Source organism: Deinococcus aquaticus (assembly GCF_028622095.1).
Lineage (GTDB): Bacteria > Deinococcota > Deinococci > Deinococcales > Deinococcaceae > Deinococcus > Deinococcus aquaticus.
The window spans coordinates 1,633,754-1,652,960 of sequence record NZ_CP115165.1 but is presented as its reverse complement, the minus strand read 5'-3'; the positions used below and the strand labels follow the sequence as shown (position 1 = coordinate 1,652,960).

Genomic DNA, 19,207 nt, shown 5'->3' with positions numbered 1-19,207 from the left:
GAGTGCTGTCCGCCGCTTTTCTTTCCGTTTCTTTCATGCGTTCATGGCCCAGGCGGCCAGGGGCGCGAGGTAATCCAGAAGTGACTCCACTTGCTGCTTTTTCTGCCGTTCACGCGACCCTGAGTGACCTGCTGCGCGTTCATGCGCCGCAGGCGACGCTGCTGGCTTCCCTGGGTGACGAGGTGCTGCGCGTGCGGGCCGACGCGGCGGCCGTGTCGGTCGGGCCGGACCTGGTGCCGCCCGACGAGTGGTTCGACCGGGGCGAGATGACGTGGCTCACGCGGGACGGGTCGCTGCTGGGCCTGCTGTGGGCCGAGTCGGGCGTGATTCCCGAGGCGGCGGTGCAGGTGCTGACCATGCTGCTGGCCGCCGCGCGGGTGGACGGCACGAACCGCGAGACGGAGGTGCTGGTCACGCAACTGCCGGTGGCGACGGCGTGGCTGACCTCGGAGCTGGCATTCCGGAAGGTCAGCCGGCCGTTCCTGGAACTGTTCGGTCTGTCCGAGGCGCAGGTGGTGGGTCACGGGGTGCAGGAGGTCTTCGCGGGCCGCCCGGCGTTCCTGGAGGTGCTGTCGCAGGCGGGCGCGGGCCGGTCGGTGCGCCTGCCGGACGAGCAGGTGCGCCGCGCCGGCGGTCTGGTGTGGGTGCGTGGCGAGGCCCGCCCGTACTACGGGGGGTCCGTGGCGGGCGTCATGCTGACCCTGCAGGACGTGACGGGCGAGTACGAGCGGGCCGCGCGGGTGTCGGCGCTGCTGGATACCGACACGCCGTCGGCGCTGCTGTCAGAGTCCGGGGCGGTGCTGCAGGCCAGTCACGGGCTGCTGGAACTCCTTCCGGCGGCGTCACCGGTGGTGACGGGCGCGCCGCTGTGGGCGTGGCCGTGCTTCGCGCACGTGCCGTCCGACACGGTGCGGGACCTGGTGCGGCTGGCCGCGACGGGCGGCGCGGCCCGCGCGGACGTGGAATTGCAGGGGGGCGGCACCCTGACCCTCAGCGTGCGCCGCACGACCGAGGAGGGCCTGCTGGTCGCCGAGGGCTCGGCGGGCAGCCGGGACGGGCGGGCGCCGCTGGGCGTGATGACGCAGGTGCTGGCCCTCTCGGAGGACGCCACGATCCTGGTCGATCACCTGGGCCGCGCGCAACTGGTCAGCGAGCGGGCGTCAGCGCTGCTGGGCGTGGAGGCCGCGCGGCTGGTGGGGCTGGGCGTGTCGCGGGTGCTGGGTGAACTGGGCGTGCGGATGTTCACGCCCGAGGGCGACCCGCTGGTCGTACCGGAATGGAAGGACGTGACCCTGCCCTTCCGCCGGGAGGTACTGCTGGCGCTGCCGGACGGCACGGTGCGGCAGATGGAACTGCGCGCCACGGGCGTGGGCGGCGAGGCGGGCGGGGCGCGCGGCAGCGTACTGCTGACCCTGCGGGACCTGACGGCGCTGCGCCGCGCGCAGGCGAAGATCCGGCACGACGCGCGGCACGACGCCCTGACCGGCCTGCTGAACCGCACCGGGCTGCGCGAGGCGCTGAACGCCGTTCCCGAGGCGGGCACGGTCGTGTGCCTGGACATCGACGGGTTCGGGGCGCTGAACGCCGCGCTGGGCCGCACCGGCTGCGACCGCCTGCTGATTCAGGTGGCGGCCCGCCTGAACGACATGGCGAACGAGCAGCGCGGACTGGCGGCGCGACTGGCCGACGATTCCTTCGCGGTGACGCTGCCCGGCGTGGACGCGGCGGGCGCGGCCGGGCGGGTGCGGGCCACGCTGCAGCAGGTGCCGCTGCGGGTGGGTCAGCGCGACGTGTCGGTCAGCGTGGCGCTGGGTGTGGCCGCACTGAAGGCGGGCGTGCCCGGTGACGCGGCCCTCGGGGACGCCGAGGTGGCCATGCAGCACGCCAAACGCCAGGGCCGCGATCAGGTCAGCGTGTTCAACCCGGACCTGCGCGAACAGGTGGCCCGCGCCTTTGAACTGGAGGAGGCACTGCGCGGCGCGGTCGAGGGCGAGCAGTTCACGCTGCTGTACCAGCCGGCCATCTCGCTGCGTGAAGGCCGGGCGGTGGGGGCCGAGGCGCTGCTGCGCTGGAACCACCCGACGCTGGGCATACTGAGCCCCAACCGCTTCCTGGACCTGGCGAGCCGCAGCGACCTGATCACCAGCATCAGCGAGTGGGTGGTGCAGGAGGCCGTGCTGGGCCGCTCGGCGGTGCGCGCGGCCCTGCCGGAACGCTTCGCGGACTGGACGGTCAGCGTGAACCTGGGCCTGGAGGAACTGCGCCGCAGCAGTGGCCTGCGCCGCCTGCTGCCGCTGCTGTCCGCCGAGGGCGCCCCCGACATCGAGGTGGCCGCCGGGAGCCTGCTCGATCACAGTCAGGAGACGCTGGGCCTGCTGGAGCAGCTGCGGTCCCTGGGTGCGCGCCTGAGCGTGGACGACTTCGGGGACGGCGCGAGCAGCCTCGCCTCGCTGACGCGCTTCCCGCTGAGCGCCGTGAAACTGCACCCCACCCTGACGGCCCGCCTGCCCGGCGACGACAAGTCCCTGACACTGGTGCAGGCCACCATTGATCTGGCGCACCGCCTGGGCCTGAACGTGGTGGCCGTGGGCGTCGAGACCACCGATCAGCTGGACGTGCTACGCGATCTGGGTTGCGACGCCGCGCAGGGGTACGCGATCACGCCGCCGCTGGGCAGCGCGGAACTGCTGGACTGGCTACGCCACCACTGATCCGGATCAGTCCATCAAGCTGAACTGGGCGCCCGGCCCCCGACCCGTGAGGACCTTTCCTGACGCGTGGGGGCCGGGTATTTCATACGGACTCCGATTGAGTGGTTTGCAAAAACCGTTCAATCCGAGTGGAACAAGCAGGAGCAATGAGGATTCCGGACGTGGAGTTGGCAACCCGGTGTGGTTCCGGGTTGTTAACGAAACAGACGGAATCGGTACCATGAATGGTCGCTGAAGGGCGCGGGGTGTGCCCGGCTGCTTTCTGGTCTACCAGCAGTCCCTTAACGTGAAGGGGTCTGTCTGCCCGTCAATCCAGCCGCCTTCCCGGATATCCTCCCCAGGTGTCCGTCCCTCACTCCCCTGATAGAGGTACCGCCATGACCAAGCCCCGCACCAAGTCCGATACGACCAGTGGCCCCACCCGCCGCGACGCCCTGCGCCTGCTCGGCACGGCCAGCGCGCTGGCCGCCGCCGCGCCCCTGGCCTCGGCGCAGACCGCTCCTGCTGCGCCCGCCCCGGCTCCGGCCGCGCCCATGAACGGCAACGGCTTCTACCGGCAGAAGATCGGGAACATGACCGTCACGGTCCTGAGTGACGGCACCACCCCGCTGGCCGCGCTGCTGCCCACCTGGGGAGCCAACCCGGACCGTCAGGCGGAATTCACGGAAACGCTCGCCGAGTACAACGTGGCCGGCACGAACACCGTCAACCACTACAACCCCGTGCTGGTCGAACTGGACGGCAAGCGCATCCTGATCGACACCGGTCGGGGCGGCGCGGCCGGGCAGCTGGTCACCAACCTGCGCCGCGCCGGGATCGAGCCGGACACCGTGAACGTGGTGTTCATCACGCACGGGCACGGCGACCACATCGGCGGCCTGACCACCGCCGGAAAACCCACCTTCGCGAACGCGCAGCACATCATGGGTGAGGCCGAATTCAACTTCTGGGTCACGCAGGCCAACCCCAACGACGCCGTGAAGAACAACCTGATCGGCCTGAAAGACAAGTTCAAACTGATTCAGCCCGGCCAGGAAATCGTGCCCGGCATGACCACCATCGCCACGCCCGGCCACACCCTCAACCACCTGAGCGTCCTGGCGCAGAGCGCCGGGCAGGGCGTCATGATCCTCGGGGACGCCGGCGGGCACTTCCTGATCTCCCTCAAGCACCAGGGCGCGTACGTGGGCTTCGACACGAACGGCGCCCTGGCCGCACAGACCCGCCAGCGAATCTTCAACCGCATCGTCACCGAGAACCTGTGGGTGACCGGGTACCACTTCCCGTTCCACGCCATCGGGCACCTGCGCCGCCTGAACGCCCGCTCATACGAGTTCGAGCCGACCGTCTGGAACTGGAGCTAAACCAGGGAGGGGAGTGGGCAGTGGGAGGCATCCCGATCGGACGCCCGCGCTGCTGACCGCCGCCCGCTGAGAACAGAGCAGGCCCGCACGGAACCAGATCTATGCGGGCCTTTCCTGTCGTGTCCGGCAGTGGCAGCGGGGACGGTTCCAACCGCCCCCACTTCTCTTCCTGCCACCTACCCCTCTCTCCCCTGTTACACGCCCTGCACGTCGAAGGTCAGGCCGAGTTCTTTCAGGGTGTCGTCGTTGGGGTCGCGGCCCGTGACGACGGCGTACGCGGCGCGCTCAGGGGTCAGCCAGGTGTCCATGACGCGGCGCAGGTCGTCCAGCGTGACGGCCAGCAGGCGGGCCTTGAAGGCGTCCTGCACCTCGGGCGTGTACCCGGCCTGATCGCTGTAGAAGCGCATGCGGCCGGCCGTGTCGGGGCTGGTCAGGGGATCGAGGACCTTGCTGGCGCCCAGGATCGCCTCGGTCAGTTCGCGCTGGCCCAGGGGGGTGTCGAGGAAGGCGCGGGCGTCGCGGAACACGCGGTAGGTGCGGGCGATGTTCGGGTCGCGGTAGCTGCTCATGGCGAACACGCCCTCGCGGGTATCGAAGCTGGCCGCGCCGCCGTACGCGCCGCCCTTCTCACGGATTTCCTTGAGCAGGTAGTTGCTGCGCAGCAGGCGCGACAGGACCAGCAGGGCGGGGCTGTCCGGGTGGGTGTACGGCACGGTCTGGAACGCCACGGCATTGAACGCAACGGGCGAGTCGGTCGTGCGGGCCTGCGGCGTGCGGGGGGCCGTGGCGGGGGCCGGGCGGCCGACAGGAGCGCTGCCCGTGAACAGGCCGGTGATGCCGCCCAGGTCCAGGTTCAGGTCGTCCTCGGTGGCGGTCAGGGCCAGGACGGGCGTGCCGGTCAGGATCAGGTCGCGGATGCGGCCAAAGCGGGCAAGCAGGTCGTCGAGGCCGCTGATCCCGCCTTCCTGACCTGCCCCGGTTTCCTCTGCGCCCGGCTGGCCTTCCACGATGCCCTTGAGGGTGTTCAGGGCGCTCAGACCGCCGAAGCGTTCGCCCAGCACCCCGGCGGGACTGACCTGCGCCCCGGCGAGGCGTTCGGCGTAGGCGTTGCCGCTCTGCACGACGCTGGCTTTCAGGCCCGCGAGTCGCTGGCGCAGCAGTTGTTCCAGGCGGTCACGGGTGAATTCCGGCGCGGCCAGCAGGTCGCGGATCACCCCGGCGAGCGCGGGGGCGTTGCGGGCCAGGGCCTTGCCGCTGAAGCTGAGGCTCAGGCGCAGGGCGTTCAGGTCGTCGGGGCGCACGCCGGCGCTGACACTGGCGCTCACGCCGCCCGTAACGGCCTCCATGCGGCGCGAGAGTTCCGCGTAGTCCTGTCCAGCCGCGCCGCCGCGCGTGACGGCGAAGGCGTACAGCGGCAGGGCGTCCAGCAGGTCTTCCGGCACGTCCGGCAGGCGCACCTGCACGTCCAGGTAGGTCAGGCCGCCGGTCGGCTGGGCAATGCGGGCGATCAGGGCGCGGCCCGCGTCCTCGGTGCGGTACGGCACGCGCGGCACGCTGGGCGGCACGTCCGACAGGCTCAGGGTGGGCAGGGTGTCCAGCGGGTGCTCCTGCGCCTGCAACTCCTTGAGGCGCAGGCTCTCGGCCACGACACGCGCGCGGTCCTCGTCGGTGAAGTCGGCGCTCAGGCGGTCGATCAGGGCCTGCTCGTCGGCCTCGGTGCGCGCGGCGAGTTCCGGGTTCGGCGCGAGTTCCAGCGTCACGCGGTGCGGGTTGTTCAGCAGTCCCTGCTCGATCAGGGTCTCGAACACGCGCCCGGCACTCAGGTCGGCGCGCAGGCGGTCCAGTTCGGCGTCCAGGCGCAGGCCGGTCAGGGGGTCGCCGCCGTACAGCCACGGCCCCAGCATGCGGAACATCACCTGCAGCGCGAATGGGTACCCGGCGTTGCTGACTTCCTTCTGCCCGATCTCGAACTGGTGCAGGCTGCTCTCGATCAGTTCCGGGGCAATGCCGCCCTGCACGATGGCGCGCAGGGTGTCCAGCACCAGCGTCTCGACGGCCTGCACCTGCCCGGCCCCCAGGCCCTTGAGACCCACCGCGAACGCCCCCTCGCGGAACGAGTCGCGGTAACCGCTGAGGTCCGCGAGGCCCGCGCCCAGCCCGGACTCGATCAGCGGGCGGGTCAGGGGCGCGGCGGCGTTGCCCAGCAGCACGTCACTCAGGACGCTCCAGCGCAGGTTGGCGTCGGCGTCGCTGCTCAGGCCCAGTTTCCACAGGACGCTGACCTGCGAGCCGCGCTCCGTGTCGGTGCCCGGGTACTCGGCCCGCTCGGCGCGCGGCGCGGTGAAGGGCGTCTGGTCGGGAATGCTGACGTCCAGCACCTGCCGCTCGAAACGCGACATGACGTGCGCCTCGATGCCGTCCAGGATGCGCTGAAGCGGGAGTTTCCCGTAGGTGTAGAAGAAGGCGTTGCTGGGGTGGTAGTGCGCCGCGTGGAAGGCCCGCAGGTTCTCGTAGGTCAGTTCCGGGATGTTCTCGGGCGCGCCGCCGCTGTTGTTCGCGTACGTCAGGTCCGGGTACAGCGCCTTCCCGAAGGCCCGCCACATGACCGAGCCGGGGTTGGCCATGCCGCCCTTCATCTCGTTGTACACCACGCCCTGCAACTTCAGCGGGGTCGTGGGGTCCTCGGGCGTCTGGAATTCGAAGCGGTGCCCGTCCTGCCGGAAGGACTCGTAGCGCATCAGCGGGAAGAACGTGGCGTCCAGGTACACGCCCAGCAGGTTGAAGAAGTCCTGCTCGTTGCGGGTGCTGAACGGGTACGTGGTCCAGTCGTTGCTGGTCATGGCGTTCATGAAGGTGTTCAGGCTGCGCGGCAGCATCGCGAAGAACGGGTCCGGCACCGGGTAACGCTGGCTGCCCATCAGGACGATGTGCTCCAGGATGTGCGCCACGCCCGTGCTGTCTTTCGGGACGGTCGGGAAGGTCACGGCGAACGCGGCGTTGTCGTCGTCGCGGATCACGTGCGCGTGCCGCGCGCCCAGCTCGTGCGACAGCAGGACCAGCGTGCCCTGCATTTCCGGCAGGGTCTCGACCCGCTCGACGGTGTAGCGGCCCAGGCGCTCGCCCACGCGGGGCGCGGCGGGCAGCGCAGGAGATACCAGCGCAGTAGTTGGCAGTGAAGTCATGCCCCCGAGTCTAATCCCGCGCCCCCGCCCGGAACGCTGGGATGCGCGACGATTCCCGCCGCCCGGCCCCGGCAGGGGCGGATGTCATGGGAATCTCACCGCCGGGGCGGGCGGCGGCGGGTACACTGCTGGGCATATGGCACTTCACCGCGTGGCCGCCCGACTGGTCCTGGCAGGCCTGTTGACCGTTCCGCTGGCGTCCTGCGGGCAGGAGATCACGGGTTCGTCCGCCAGCAGCGCGACCGACATCCTGTACTTCGCCGACAGTCCGTCCGGCATGCCGCCCCTGTACGTGAACGAGGCGTACTCCGCCCCCATCACCGTGGCGGGCGGCGCGGGAACGTACACGGCGCAGGTGGCGGGCGGAACGCTCCCACCGGGCCTGAAACTGAGCGGCCTGACCCTGAGCGGCACGCCCACCCGGACGGGCACGTTCGCGTTCACGGTGAAGGTCACGGACTCGAAGCTGAGCACCAGCAGCAAGGAGTTCCGCGTGACCGTGCAGGACCTGCCGCCCCTGAGCCTCACGCCCACACTGCCCGGCGGCGAGATTCGCGGCAACACCCGCATTCCCGTGACGATCACTGCGCCCCGCACGGTGCGGGCCGCGCGGCTGGTGTGGGACCTCCCGGCGGGCGTGAGTGTCAGCGCGGCGCAGCCCGGCGAGTCCGGCGGCGTGCTGTTCTGGCGGCAGGACGGCCAGCGCGTGACGGTGGACGTGGGCTTCAAGAACGTGCCCCGCAGCGGCGCGCGCGTGGCCCTGCTGAGCCTGAAGGTCACGAAACCCGTCACGCTGGCGGCGGCCAACCTGGGCTTCGAGGCGCGCGACGGGCAGGGCAAACTGCTGAGCGAGAAACTGATGCCCGAAGAGCAGAAGAAACGCGACGAGGCCGCCGCGAAAGCCAGTGCGGAAAAGGCAGCGGCGGACAAGGCAGCCGCAGACAAGGCGGCGACTGATAAAGCGGCGGCCGAGAAGGCAGCCACCGAGAAGACCGCGCCCGCCACACCGGGAAGCGCAGCCCCCGCCCCGGCGCCCGCTGTGACACCCGGCACCACGGCCCCCGCTTCCGGGACGCCAGCGCCAGGAACGCCGACTCCGGTCACGCCCGCGCCAGTGCCAGTCACGCCCGCGCCGGTACCGGTCACGCCTGCGCCCGGGGGGACTCCGTGAGGCGCTCCTCCGTCCGGCGCGGTCCGGTCCTGCTGCTGGGGACGCTGCTGGCGATCCTGCCGGGTTCGCTGCTCACGGCGCAGGCCACGACCGCCCCCACGCTGACACTGGCGCAGCAGGCAAAGAAGGCCGAGGTGATCGTGCGTGCCACGCTCGGCCAGCCGGCCGACGTGCGGGAGGGCGGCGTGACGTACGTGGCGTACCCGCTGACCGTCACGGAAACCCTGGCCGGCGACCCGGCCGGGCTGCCGCAGCAGGGGGGCGCTCCGGCGCTGTTCTTCCTGAAGGGCGTGGCGGACCTGCCTGCCCTGCGCGCCGGTCAGGACGTGATCGCGCTGCTGTACACCGCCCGCCTGGACAGCCCACTGGTGGGCTTCAATCAGGGCCTGTATCCGGTCGTGAACGGGGCCATCGTGCCCGCGTCCGGCGGGGCGGCGCCCGTTGTGACCCCGCCCGCCCCGGCGCCCGGCAGTCCTGCCGTGACTCCAGAGGCAGCGATCACGGACCCGGCGAAGCTGCGCGCCGCGATTCTGGCCGCGCGGGAGGCCCGCCCGTGAGGCGCACCCGCCTGAGCGCTCTGCTGGTCGCCGCCCTGAGTGCCGTCTTCCTGGCTGGCCCCGCCGGGGCCGCCAGCGTGAAACTCCGCCCGCAGGGCGAGGCCCTGACGAAGGCCGTGCAGGCGGCGCTGGCGGCCATCAGCACGCCGGAACTGCCGGTCACGCTGGACACCAGCGGCGGCCCGCTCCTGACGCTGGGGGGCAGCGGGGCCAGCGCCGCGCCGTTCAACCCGGATGTCGCCGCGCGCCTGTTCGTCAGCGGGACGGACCGCCGCATCGAGTTCAACCCGCGCGGCCCGCTCTCCCTTCAGGAGGCCGTGCAGGCCGAACTGGCCCGCGAACTGGGCCTGAGTGCCTGGACGCCCGCCGCCGCCCGCACCGGCCTGAGCGGCGCGGACCTGAACGGCGACGGTCAGATCGACCTGACCGACCTGGCCATCCTGATGAACAACTACGGCAAGAGCGGCACGACCGGCGACCTGAACCAGGACCGCCGCGTGGACGACGCGGACCTGCGCCTGTTCAGCCAGCAGTACGGCAAACGCTGAGGGCAGCGGGTGGGGGCGCGCGGCGGAACGGGCGTACAGACCCCGCCCCGCCCGCCCTGCTACGCTGCCCGGCATGACCAGCGATCCCAGTTACTCCCCTTACGACCCGGACACCATCGACCTTCAGGATTTCCTGAAAATGCGCGGGCTGGTCGAGACGGGCGGCGAGGCCAAGTTCCGCGTGCAGGGCGGCGAGGTGCGACTGAACGGTCAGATCGAGACGCGCCGCCGCCGCAAGTTGAGGCGCGGTGACATCATCGAGTACGCCGGGAAGAGTGTGACGGTGGAGTGGTAATGGGCCTGTACGAGGAGGCCGTGCTGGACTTCCGGAACCGCAAGGATCAGCATTTCGCGGCCGGGAATGGCCCGGTGGACCCGAAGTCGTTTCATGGCCTGCGGTACTTCGCGCCGGACGAGTCGTGGGCGTTCACGGTGCTGCTCGACCGCCTGCCGCAGGACGAGGGGGCCGAGTTTCCGCTGGAGACGAACACCGGCCAGACGCGCGTCATGGTGCGGTACGGGCAGGTGACGCTGCCCCTGCCGGGCGGCGAGCGCACGCTGTGGGTGTTCACGCCGCCCGGCGACGAGCAGCCCGCGCGGGTGTTCATTCCGTTCCGGGACGCCACGAGCGGCGCGGCCGAGGGCGGCACGTACGGCGCGGGCCGTTACCTGGACGCCGCGCTGGACCGGCAGCTGGGCGGCGAGGGCGCGCTGGTGCGGGTGGATTTCAACCTCGCGTACCACCCGTACTGCGCGTACGGGGACGGCTGGACCTGCCCGCTCCCCCCGCGTGAGAACTGGCTGCCGGACGCAGTCACGGCGGGTGAGCGGCTGCCCTGACCGGGGAACCGGCGCTCAGCGGGCGATGACGGCGGCGTACAGCTCCGTCACGCCCACCTGTTTCAGGGTGTCCTGGCAGGCGAGCAGGGTGTTGCCGGTGGTGAACACGTCGTCGATCAGCAGGACCGGACCGCCCGGCAGTGCGTCCGGGCGGGCGCGGAACGCGCCGTGCAGGTCCTCGCGCTGCGCGGCGTGACGACGGGCCTGCTGAGCGGTGTGACGGGTGCGTTGCAGCCCTGGCACGCACGGTACGCCCAGCTGCGCGGCCACCGCGCGGCCCAGCAGTTCCGCCTGATTGAAGCCCCGCTGCCGCTGCCGGGCCGGGTGCAGAGGCACGGGCACGACGGCCCGCACGTTCCAGTGGGCGGGCACGCCCCCGGCGAGGGCCTCGCCCAGCACGGCGGCGAGGTCGCGGGCCTCCCCGAATTTCAGGGTGCGGACGGCGCGGCGGTTCACACCCCGGTACGCGCCCAGCGTCACGAGGTGCGGGACCGGCTGGGCGCGCAGGGGGCTGTGCGCCTCGACGCGGGCGTGCAGGGCGCCCCGGCAGGCGGCGCACAGTCCGGCGGCGCGGCCCAGTTGCCCGCCGCAGCCGGGGCAGGCGCGCGGCAGCAGGGCGCGCAGGGCGTCCCCGAGAAGCTGCGCGGCGTTCAGGAGCCCACCGGTTGCAGTTCATCCACGAACAGCGGCGGCTCGTTGTCCTCGATGCGTTGCCACGCGGCGTTCAGGCCGGTCGGGTCGAGCATGGGCGCGGCCAGCGAGAAACTCGCGATGTGGTGCGCGCACACGCGCCGCACGCCGCTCTCGCCCAGGCGGGCGCGTTCGGCGGGGCTCAGCAGCGCGGCGAAGGCGGCCGGGTCGCCCAGCGCGGGGTGGCTGCCCTCGCGGATCGCGGCGCGCAGGAACGCGGCGACCTCGGCCGGGTTCAGCCAGAAGCCGAACATCAGTTCGTCGGACAGGTCGTCCAGGCGGCGCATCTGCCCGCTGCCCATGCCCCGGCGGATCAGGGACCGCGCGAGGTCCTGGCGTTCCAGGCGCAGCGCGGCGTACTGCGCCAGGGTCAGTTGCTCGCGGGCCGGCGCGACCCGGCCGCCCACGGCGCGGCGCAGACGGTACGCCAGAACGTAGCCCTGGTACTCGCGCAGCAGTTCGCTGACTGGCGTGGTCATCCCCTTCAGTGTACGGGCCGGCCGTTCCCGGCGTCTTCACGCACGTTTGATCAGGGGGCGCCAGTCTGTCCCGGTCAGGGCCGGGCAGGATCACACGGAACACAGACAGGCGGGACAAAGGACACATCCGCAGCGTTTAAGCTGTGCAGCACAACCCCCCAGCCCATGCCCGCTGTGCCGGCAGCTTCCGCGCCCGCGTTCCCCCTGCGTTCACTCCGCCTTCCTGTCCCATTGCCCTGACCGAACCAGAGGAGAAGACCAATTTCATGCATCAGCTCAGACGCCACCACGAATTCGAGTACCGGTCCCGCAGCGGCGAGGACCTGCTAGGCCGCGTGGACATCTGGACGGACGTGGCCGCCGCGCGCGCCGTGCTCGTCCTGCGCGACCTGCCGGTCGGGGAAGCCACGTGCGCCCTGAACGCCCTGAACGACACGGTCCTGCCGTACCTGCTGCGCCCCGACACGAAACTGCTGATCCTCGCTCTGCATCCGGGCGAGGCGGGCGTGAAAGCCCGCGCGCTGGTCCTGCCACACAGCGCCTGAAGGCACGGCAGACAGGGAGGCCGCCCCGCACCTGAATTGAACAGAGGTGCGGGGCGGCCCCTTGATACCTGCTTATACGGACTCCGGTTGAAAGGTTTGCAAAAGCTTTCAACCCGAGCGGAGCGAGCAGGAGAGAAACGGGTTCCGGACGTGGAGTTGGCAACCCGGCGTCCTTCCGGGTTGTTAACGAAACAGACGGAACCCGTATTACGTCACTCCAGCACGAAGCGCACGCCTTCCTCGAAGGTCACGCGCGCCACGTCGGCGCGGGGCAGCACGGCGTTGCGTTTCCAGGGCATCCATTCGGTCTGCCCGGCGGCGCTGCGCAGGAAGCCGCGCACGCCGACTTCCACGTAGCGGGCCGGGCCGCCCAGCAGGGCGCTGAGGCCGGCGCGCAGGGCTTCCGGGTCGCGCAGGGGGCCGGTCAGGCGGGCCGAGGGCACCTCGTCGGGAGCGTCACCGCCGGACTGGTCGGCGTGCAGCGCGGCCGGGTGGGGGCGGTACAGGTCCACGGTGAAGCCGTCCAAGGTCAGCAGTGCGGCGCGGGCCTGCGTGGCCGGCAGCGGCTGCGTGAACGCCACGTGGATGTCCAGTTCGAAGCCGCGCACGCCCTTGTCGGTGCGGGTGCTGGCGGGCGGGGTGGAGGCGGGGTCGGTCATGCGCTGGCGCTGGCTTCCAGTTGCTTGCGGTGGTTGTTCAGGTGAATGGCGACCATGCGCATCCAGTCCATGGCGTCCAGTTCCCCGAAGAACGGGTGCCACAGCGTGCGGCCCGGCGTGTGGCGCAGGTCCGTCACGGCGCGTTCCAGGCCAGCGCGGCTCTGCGCCCAGCGGGTATCCAGGTCCTCCCAGGCCAGGCCGGTGTCGCTGGGGCGGGTGTGGGGCGGGGCGACGCGGCGGCCGTCCGGGGTGGTCTCGCCGGGCGCGCGGGGGGTGGGCCGCAGTTCCCGGTCCGAGAGCAGCAGCGCCACGCCGCGCGAGATGGAGTCGTTGATCAGGATGACGTGCTCGGCGTCCTGCGCGGGGCTCCACTCGCGGTCCGGTTGCACGCGGGTCCAGTCGGCCTGCCGGGTGCGCAGCTGCGCCTCGAAGCGGTCGAGTTCCTTGGTCAGGCGAGCGCGCACGTCGTCGGGCGTGGCGCCCATCACGGCCAGCACCGCCGGGTCCGTCAGGGATTGTGTCATGCCGTCAGTGTAGCGTCCGGCGCGCGCAGGCACCCTGTCTCCCCGGCAGTTCCCAGGGGTGGGTCAGCGGCCCAGGCCCTCCGTGAAATCGGTCGTGGCGGCCCAGTCCGGGTGGTCGATCAGGGGGTTGCGGTTACCCTGCGCGGCGTGAATGGCGGCGTTACGGTGGCGTTCCCAGTCGCCGGGCGGGTGCGCGGCATGCCACGCCAGCAGCGTCTGAAGGTGCCGGGGCGCGTACTGGCGGACCACGCCGGGGTAACGCAGCAGGAAGTACAGCGTGGCGCGGGCGGCGGCGCCCTGGCCGTGGGCGGGTTCGAACTCGCCGGGTTCGCGGCGGCCGCAGTCGCTACGGATCGCCTCGCCGTAGTCGGGAAAGTCGAAGTACGGCGTGTTCCCCCGGAAGGAGTTGCAGTCGGGTTCGCAGGCGAACAGGTGGTGCAGGTCGCCGCGCATGGGCTGCCGCCTGGCGAACCAGCTCTGCGGCACGACATGCTCGCAGTTGTACGGCAGGGCGTCCTCCAGCGCGTCGGCGTTCAGGCCCTCGGCGGCGGCGAGGCGGTCGCGGCGAGCCTGGGCGGCGCGGTCCGCTGCGATCAGTTCGGCGGGCGTGTGCTCGCGGGCCGAGTACAGGCTGCGCAGCTGCCCGTCGGGCCACACGTCCACCCAGGGGTACAGCTGCTCGGCAGGCGCGTAGGCCAGCACGCGGGCGTGCGTGCCGGTCACGAGTTTCGACAGCGCCAGGAACCGCTCGCGGGGCGTGGCATCTGCGTTCAGGTCGGCGTTCAGCGTGGCGTAGTAGGCGCGGGTGGCGTCCGCGTCGGCCGGGTCGAGGTACAGGCGGTCCCGGCTAGGCGCGGGCCGCCCCTCCGGCGCTTTCAGCCGCAGCGTGAGCGTGACGGGCAGTGTCACGCGGCCGTCCGGGTCGGCCTTCAGGGCGTTCAGGTCCAGTTCACCCAGGTCCAGGGTGGCGCCGTCCAGCGGCGGGACGGGACTGCCGGCAGCCGTTTCGGGGGCGGGCCGGGGCGGGCGGGGCGCGGCGAGCAGTTCCGAGATCAGGGGGTGCGCGGCGTCCGGGCGGGCGCGCAGGTCCTCCAGGATGCGGCTGATGCGGACGCCCTCGTTGGCGATCCAGTCGATGTCGGTGTCGCTGTCACCGGGCGCGGTGGGCCGCCCGTCGCGGCGCAGCACGCGGCCCTGCGCGTCGGTGCGGGGCACGCCGCTGTGGTGCAGGGCCACGACCTCCCAGGCGTCGTTGAAGACGGGACTGCCGCTGCTGCCGGGGGCGGTGTCGGTCTCGTAGTGCAGGAAGTCCGGCAGGCGGTCCACGAGGCGGTTCTCGCGCAGCGCCACCTGTTTCGGTTCGCCGCTGGGGTGCTGGATGATGCTCAGGGCCTCGCCCAGCACGTTCCGGTCGGCCCCGCCGAAGCAGGGAATCCACCCGAACGGCGCCGTGTCGCCCTGCATAGCCACAATCGTGTAGTCGAGCGCCTCGCTGGTCAGGAACAGCGTGTCGGGGTCCAGGGAGAGGGTCACGCGGTCGCGCAGGGTGCCGTCCGGGCGCAGTTCGTAGTCGAATTCGGCGGCGGCCGTGCGGGCATCGTCGGGTCCGGTCAGGACGTGGTTGTTGGTAATGAGCAGGCGGGGGCTGCACAGCCAGCCGGTGCCGTACCCGGTGGTGCGGCCACGGCGGTCGCGCAGGACCACGCGGGCCACGGCGCGGGCGGCGGCGCGCGCGAGGTCCAGGTACGCCACGCCCACCAGATCGTTCGCGCCGAGCAGGCGTTCCACGTTCTGCCGGGTGTCCTGCGGGAGGCGCGAGGTGAGTTGCGCGAGCGGTTCGTGCCCCTCGACCAGCGCGCGGGCGTCCGGCATGGGTACACCCAGCCGCGCCAGGCGGGCCTCGACCCGCGCGGCGGAATCGGCCTCGATCAGGCCGCCCACGTTCAGTCGCTCCAGTTGCTCGGTCCGCTGTGCCCGGCGGTTCAGGAACCGGGCCTGGGTGTCCTGCACCAACTCCGCTGGAATGTCCATGCGGTCAGCATACCATTACGCTCTGGGCGTAATGAAGGTGTGGTGCGGGACGGCAGACAGGCCACCGACCCACACCCCACAACCCACTTCCTCCCGGTCAGCGCACGGGCTGGCCGATCACTTCCTTACCCCCCAGGTACGGGCGCAGCGCGGCGGGAATGCGGATGGTGCCGTCGGCCTGCTGGTGGTTTTCCAGCAGCGGCACCAGGATGCGGGGCGCGGCGACACCCGTGTTGTTCAGGGTGTGCGCGAACACCAGTTTGCCGCCCGCGTCGCGGTAGCGCAGGCCGGTGCGGCGGGCCTGCCAGTCGCCCAGGTACGAGCAGGAGTGCGTCTCGCGGTACACCTGCTCGCTGGGCACCCAGGTTTCGATGTCGTACATCAGGACCTTCCCGGCGCCCATGTCGCCCGTGCAGTTCTGCATGACGCGGTACGGGAGTTCCAGGGCCGCCAGGAGCGCCTCGGCGTTGCCCAGGATCTTCGCGAACCATTCCAGGCCGACTTCCTCGCTGGCCTCGCACAGCACGTACTGCTCGACCTTGCGGAATTCGTGCACGCGGATCAGTCCGCGCACGTCCCGCCCGGCCGATCCGGCCTCGCTGCGGAACGCGGCGCTGATCGCAGCGAACGTGATCGGCAGCTGCTCGTGCTGAAGCTGCTCTCCGGCGTACAGGCTGTTCACGGGGACCTCGGCGGTCCCGGCCAGCATCAGCTCGTCGCCCTCGATCTTGTACACCTGATCCTCGCCGCCAGGGAAGTGCCCGCTGCCCACGAACGCGTCCGGGCGGGCCAGGGCGGTGGTGGACAGCGGCGTGAAGCCCCGCCCGGACAGGAAGTCCATGGCGAACATCAGCACGGCCATCTCCAGCATGACCGCCTCACCCTTCAGCAGGTAGCTGCGGCTGCCGGACACGCGGGCCACGCGCTCCGGGTCGCTCCAGCCCTGTTTCTCCAGCAGGTCCACGTGGTCCAGCGGCGTGAAGTCGAAGGTGGGCAGCACCCCTTCGCGGCGCAGTTCGACGTTCTCGCTGTCGTCCTTCCCGACCGGCACCGAGGCGTGCGGGATGTTCGGCACGCGCAGCAGCATGACTTTCAGGGTGTCCTCGTGGGCGCGCAGGGCGGGTTCCAGGCCCCTCAGCTCCTCGGCGAGGTCCTTGCCTTTCTGGATCAGGGCGGCGCGCTCGTCGGGCGCGGCTTTCGGCACGAGTTTCGCGTTGGCGTTGCGTTCGGCCTGCATGGCTTCCACGCGCTGCTTCAGGTCCACCAGTTCGCGGTCCACGCGCAGCAGGTCGTCGATGTCGATGTCCACGCCCTTCACCTGCGCGGCGTGTCTGACAGCCCCGGCGTTCTCACGGATGAATTTGAGGTCGAGCATCAGTCGGCCTCCACGGTGCGGGGCACGCGGATGTGACCGTCGGGCATGCTCTCGGGGGCCAGGGCGGTCACGGCGGCCTGCGGGAAGACCGCGCCGGGCACGTCGTCGCGCAGCACGTTCACGAGGTCGACCGGGCGCTGCATTTCCTGCACGCCGCTGGTGTCCGCCTCGCCCAGCAGGTCGAAGTACCCCAGCACGCGGGTCAGGTCGCCCTGCATGGCGGTGCGTTCCTCCGGGGTCAGGTGCAGCCGGGCAAGCTGCGCGAGGTGGTCTATCTGGGCCGCGTCGATCATGCCCAGAAGTATAGGCGGCAGGTGCGGCCTCCCGTACCCGTCTCGTGGCGTACCGTGGCGACATGCGACCCACCCGTCCGGCTGTCCTGCTGAGTTTCTCGCTGCTGACCTGCGCGCAGGCGCAGGCCCCGCTGGGCGTACTGGAGGCCGTGACGCGGCTGTTCAGCGGGCCGGTGCAGGCGGCGTGGCTGGCCCCGGACTTCCAGGCGGCCCTGAGTGCCGCGCAGCTTCAGACGGCGCTGGACGGCCTGCGCGCGCAGCTGGGCGCCTTCCGGAGCGTCGAAACGCAGGGCGGGGTGGCCGTGGCCGTGTTCGAGAAGGGCCGCCTGGGCGTGCAGGCCGCGCTGGACGACCAAGGGCGCTTCACGGGCCTGCGCTTCACGCCGCTGGTGGCGAACGCGGACGCGACCGGAGCAGGCTCGCCGCGTGAGCTGCTGAAGCGCATCTTCAGCGGGCCGCTGGACCCGGCGCTGTTCGCCCCGGCGTTTCTGGAGGCGCTGCCCGAAGCGCAGTTGCGGTCCTTCCTGGAGGGCCTGCGCGCCCAGTACGGCCCGCTTCAGGACGTGCAGGTCAGCGCGACCGGCGCCACCCTGATCTTCGAGAACGGCCCGCTGAACGTCACGCAGTTCACGCTGGACGCTCAGGGCCGCGTGACCGGGCTGGTCGTCGCGCCCGTCACGCCGGACGTGACCTTCGGCTCGCCCGACGAGGCGCGCGCCGCGTTCGACGCGCTGCCCGGACAGGTCAGCCTGCTGGTGCAGGAGGTGGGCGTTCAGGGCGGCGCCCCGGTCATCGCCCTGAACGCCGCGCGGCCCCTGGCGGTCGGGTCCACCTTCAAACTGGCGATCCTGGGCGAGTTGCAGGCGCAGATCAGCGCCGGGCAGCGCGCCTGGACCGACGAACTGACCCTGACGGACGCCGACCGCAGCCTCCCCAGCGGCACGTTGCAGGACGCGCCGACCGGCAGTCGGTACACGCTGCGGGACCTCGCGGCGCGCATGATCTCGCAGAGTGACAACACCGCCACGGACCTGCTGCTGAACGCCGTGGGCCGCGCGGGCGTGGAGGCCCGGCTGGGTCAAAACGCCCTGCCGGGCACCCGTGAAGCCTTCGCGCTGAAGAACCCCGCGAACGCCGCGCTGCTCGCGGAGTACCGCGCCGCCGTCCTGAACGTCCCGGCGCGGCGGGCGGTGCTGGAGCGCGCTCGCGTGGCCCCGCTGCCCGCCGCCTCGGCCTTCGCGGGCGGCCCCCTGGCGCGGGACGTGGAATGGTTCGCCAGCACGGGACGCCTGTGCCGCCTGATGGGCGCAGTCGTCGCCCTGAAGGAAACGCAGCTGAATCCCGGCGTGGCCGACCCCGCCGCCTTCGGCAGCGTCAGCTTCAAGGGCGGCAACGAGCCCGGCGTGCTGAACCTGACCACTCAGGTCACCACGCAGGCGGGCCGCACGTACTGCGTGAGCGCCACCTGGAATGACGCCCGCGCCCTGAACGACCCGCAGTTCCTGGCTCTGTACGGCGGCGTGCTGCGCCTGCTGCGCTGACCCCGCTCCCACCACACACCGCGCCTTCCCTGAAGGTTCGCTCAGGGTTCCTCACGCAGCGTCAGGCAGGGCCGCGCACAGTGAGGGGCATGACGCCCCGCATCCGCACGGCCCTGCTGTCCATCGCCCTGCTCGGCACGCTGTCCGCCCAGGCCCAGGTGAGCATCTTCACCATTCCGGCCCTGCCGCCCCGCAGCGCCGCGACTCCTCCCGTCACGACGCCCGCACCGGCCCCCACCACGCCAGCACCCGCCACGCCGGCACCTGTCAGCCCGGCCCGGCCCGCCCTGAACCCCGCGCTGGCCACCCCGCACAGCGCCAACCTCAGCGGCCCCGGCAGCCTGAGCGGCGGGCAGGACACCACCTGGACCTTCAACCTGACCAACCTGGGCGAGGAAGCGATTGACCTGCAACACGGTGCGTGCGACGTGCGCTTCGAGGTTCTGAACGCCGCCGGGCAGGTCGTGCGGGCCAACCCCACGAACACGGTCTGCACCATGCAACTCGTCCTGACGAACGTCGCGCCCGGCGAGACCATGGACGTGCAGAGCGTCCGCTGGAACGGCCGGGGCAGTGACGGCAAGGCGCTGCCCACCGGGGAGTACACCATCCGTGCGTACTTCAACGGGGCGGGCGTGAGCATCGTCGCCGAGGACTACCCGGTCACGCTGGAAAACTGACCATCAACCGGGCAGCG

The 19,207-nt window shown here is 71.4% G+C and carries 18 protein-coding genes; 10 read left to right on the top strand and 8 right to left on the bottom strand.

Annotated features, from left to right (window positions below):
• Positions 1 to 80 precede the first annotated feature (80 nt).
• A complete protein-coding gene (locus M8445_RS08015) occupies positions 81 to 2,711 on the top strand; it encodes a sensor domain-containing protein (RefSeq protein ID WP_273987204.1) in 2,631 nt (876 codons plus the stop codon).
• Positions 2,712 to 3,088: 377 nt separating this feature from the next.
• Entirely contained in the window at positions 3,089 to 4,075 is a 987-nt protein-coding gene (locus M8445_RS08010) for an MBL fold metallo-hydrolase (protein ID WP_273987202.1), read from the top strand.
• A gap of 194 nt (positions 4,076 to 4,269) precedes the next feature.
• On the opposite strand, the gene M8445_RS08005 is transcribed toward M8445_RS08010, so the two are convergent.
• The gene (locus M8445_RS08005) at positions 4,270 to 7,257 is read right to left on the bottom strand and encodes an insulinase family protein (protein WP_273987200.1); all 2,988 of its coding nucleotides are present in this window, start codon (positions 7,255 to 7,257) and stop codon (positions 4,270 to 4,272) included.
• A gap of 136 nt (positions 7,258 to 7,393) precedes the next feature.
• On the opposite strand from M8445_RS08005, the gene M8445_RS08000 reads away from it, so the two are divergent.
• From M8445_RS08000 to M8445_RS07980, 5 genes are all read left to right on the top strand, one after another.
• Entirely contained in the window at positions 7,394 to 8,428 is a 1,035-nt protein-coding gene (locus tag M8445_RS08000; RefSeq protein ID WP_273987199.1) for an Ig domain-containing protein, read from the top strand.
• A complete protein-coding gene (locus M8445_RS07995; RefSeq protein ID WP_273987198.1) occupies positions 8,425 to 8,985 on the top strand; it encodes a hypothetical protein in 561 nt (186 codons plus the stop codon). Before M8445_RS08000 ends, M8445_RS07995 begins: the two co-directional genes overlap by 4 nt.
• Complete coding sequence (locus M8445_RS07990; protein WP_273987196.1) at positions 8,982 to 9,533, top strand: hypothetical protein; 552 nt, start codon at positions 8,982 to 8,984, stop codon at positions 9,531 to 9,533. The genes M8445_RS07995 and M8445_RS07990 overlap by 4 nt, the downstream gene beginning before the upstream one ends.
• A 73-nt stretch (positions 9,534 to 9,606) precedes the next feature.
• Positions 9,607 to 9,828: an RNA-binding S4 domain-containing protein gene (locus M8445_RS07985; RefSeq protein ID WP_273987194.1), complete on the top strand. Its 222-nt coding sequence runs from the start codon at positions 9,607 to 9,609 to the stop codon at positions 9,826 to 9,828.
• Positions 9,828 to 10,373 carry a DUF1684 domain-containing protein gene (locus M8445_RS07980; protein ID WP_273987192.1) on the top strand — a complete coding sequence of 182 codons (546 nt, stop codon included), beginning with the start codon at positions 9,828 to 9,830 and terminating at the stop codon, positions 10,371 to 10,373. The genes M8445_RS07985 and M8445_RS07980 overlap by 1 nt, the downstream gene beginning before the upstream one ends.
• A 15-nt stretch (positions 10,374 to 10,388) precedes the next feature.
• On the opposite strand, the gene M8445_RS07975 is transcribed toward M8445_RS07980, so the two are convergent.
• Positions 10,389 to 10,985 (bottom strand): ComF family protein, encoded by a 597-nt coding sequence (locus tag M8445_RS07975; RefSeq protein WP_337961621.1) that lies wholly within the window; start codon positions 10,983 to 10,985, stop codon positions 10,389 to 10,391.
• Between the two features lie 38 nt (positions 10,986 to 11,023).
• On the bottom strand, positions 11,024 to 11,542 hold the full coding sequence (locus tag M8445_RS07970) for a hypothetical protein (RefSeq protein WP_273987189.1): 519 nt from the start codon (positions 11,540 to 11,542) through the stop codon (positions 11,024 to 11,026).
• A 266-nt stretch (positions 11,543 to 11,808) separates the two neighbouring features.
• Between M8445_RS07970 and M8445_RS07965 the strand changes: the two genes are divergently transcribed.
• Positions 11,809 to 12,087, top strand: a complete 279-nt coding sequence (locus M8445_RS07965; protein WP_273987186.1) for a hypothetical protein — start codon at positions 11,809 to 11,811, stop codon at positions 12,085 to 12,087.
• Positions 12,088 to 12,299: 212 nt separating this feature from the next.
• On the opposite strand, the gene M8445_RS07960 is transcribed toward M8445_RS07965, so the two are convergent.
• From M8445_RS07960 to gatC, 5 genes are all read right to left on the bottom strand, one after another.
• Complete coding sequence (locus tag M8445_RS07960; RefSeq protein ID WP_273987185.1) at positions 12,300 to 12,746, bottom strand: hypothetical protein; 447 nt, start codon at positions 12,744 to 12,746, stop codon at positions 12,300 to 12,302.
• On the bottom strand, positions 12,743 to 13,270 hold the full coding sequence (locus tag M8445_RS07955) for a DinB family protein (protein ID WP_273987183.1): 528 nt from the start codon (positions 13,268 to 13,270) through the stop codon (positions 12,743 to 12,745). The genes M8445_RS07960 and M8445_RS07955 overlap by 4 nt, the downstream gene beginning before the upstream one ends.
• A gap of 63 nt (positions 13,271 to 13,333) precedes the next feature.
• Positions 13,334 to 15,301 (bottom strand): endonuclease, encoded by a 1,968-nt coding sequence (locus tag M8445_RS07950; protein ID WP_273987181.1) that lies wholly within the window; start codon positions 15,299 to 15,301, stop codon positions 13,334 to 13,336.
• Positions 15,302 to 15,398: 97 nt separating this feature from the next.
• A complete protein-coding gene (gene serS, locus M8445_RS07945; protein WP_273987180.1) occupies positions 15,399 to 16,676 on the bottom strand; it encodes a serine--tRNA ligase in 1,278 nt (425 codons plus the stop codon).
• The gene (gene gatC / locus M8445_RS07940; protein ID WP_078300654.1) at positions 16,676 to 16,969 is read right to left on the bottom strand and encodes an Asp-tRNA(Asn)/Glu-tRNA(Gln) amidotransferase subunit GatC; all 294 of its coding nucleotides are present in this window, start codon (positions 16,967 to 16,969) and stop codon (positions 16,676 to 16,678) included. The genes serS and gatC overlap by 1 nt, the downstream gene beginning before the upstream one ends.
• A 62-nt stretch (positions 16,970 to 17,031) precedes the next feature.
• Here gatC and M8445_RS07935 point away from each other — a divergent pair, with 62 nt between their 5' ends.
• Both M8445_RS07935 and M8445_RS07930 read left to right on the top strand, forming a co-directional pair.
• Complete coding sequence (locus M8445_RS07935; protein ID WP_273987177.1) at positions 17,032 to 18,510, top strand: serine hydrolase; 1,479 nt, start codon at positions 17,032 to 17,034, stop codon at positions 18,508 to 18,510.
• Positions 18,511 to 18,599: 89 nt separating this feature from the next.
• On the top strand, positions 18,600 to 19,190 hold the full coding sequence (locus M8445_RS07930; RefSeq protein WP_273987175.1) for a flagellar hook assembly protein FlgD: 591 nt from the start codon (positions 18,600 to 18,602) through the stop codon (positions 19,188 to 19,190).
• The last annotated feature ends 17 nt before the right edge of the window (positions 19,191 to 19,207 follow it).

Coding starts and splice junctions, on each gene's coding strand:
- M8445_RS08000 (WP_273987199.1), top strand. CDS start 7,394: ATGGCACTTCACCGCGTGGCCGCCCGACTGGTCCTGGCAGGCCTGTTG.
- M8445_RS07950 (WP_273987181.1), bottom strand. CDS start 15,301: ATGGACATTCCAGCGGAGTTGGTGCAGGACACCCAGGCCCGGTTCCTG.
- M8445_RS07985 (WP_273987194.1), top strand. CDS start 9,607: ATGACCAGCGATCCCAGTTACTCCCCTTACGACCCGGACACCATCGAC.
- serS (WP_273987180.1), bottom strand. CDS start 16,676: ATGCTCGACCTCAAATTCATCCGTGAGAACGCCGGGGCTGTCAGACAC.
- M8445_RS07960 (WP_273987185.1), bottom strand. CDS start 12,746: ATGACCGACCCCGCCTCCACCCCGCCCGCCAGCACCCGCACCGACAAG.
- M8445_RS07980 (WP_273987192.1), top strand. CDS start 9,828: ATGGGCCTGTACGAGGAGGCCGTGCTGGACTTCCGGAACCGCAAGGAT.
- M8445_RS07965 (WP_273987186.1), top strand. CDS start 11,809: ATGCATCAGCTCAGACGCCACCACGAATTCGAGTACCGGTCCCGCAGC.
- M8445_RS07930 (WP_273987175.1), top strand. CDS start 18,600: ATGACGCCCCGCATCCGCACGGCCCTGCTGTCCATCGCCCTGCTCGGC.
- M8445_RS08010 (WP_273987202.1), top strand. CDS start 3,089: ATGACCAAGCCCCGCACCAAGTCCGATACGACCAGTGGCCCCACCCGC.
- M8445_RS07955 (WP_273987183.1), bottom strand. CDS start 13,270: ATGACACAATCCCTGACGGACCCGGCGGTGCTGGCCGTGATGGGCGCC.
- gatC (WP_078300654.1), bottom strand. CDS start 16,969: ATGATCGACGCGGCCCAGATAGACCACCTCGCGCAGCTTGCCCGGCTG.
- M8445_RS07935 (WP_273987177.1), top strand. CDS start 17,032: ATGCGACCCACCCGTCCGGCTGTCCTGCTGAGTTTCTCGCTGCTGACC.
- M8445_RS07970 (WP_273987189.1), bottom strand. CDS start 11,542: ATGACCACGCCAGTCAGCGAACTGCTGCGCGAGTACCAGGGCTACGTT.
- M8445_RS08005 (WP_273987200.1), bottom strand. CDS start 7,257: ATGACTTCACTGCCAACTACTGCGCTGGTATCTCCTGCGCTGCCCGCC.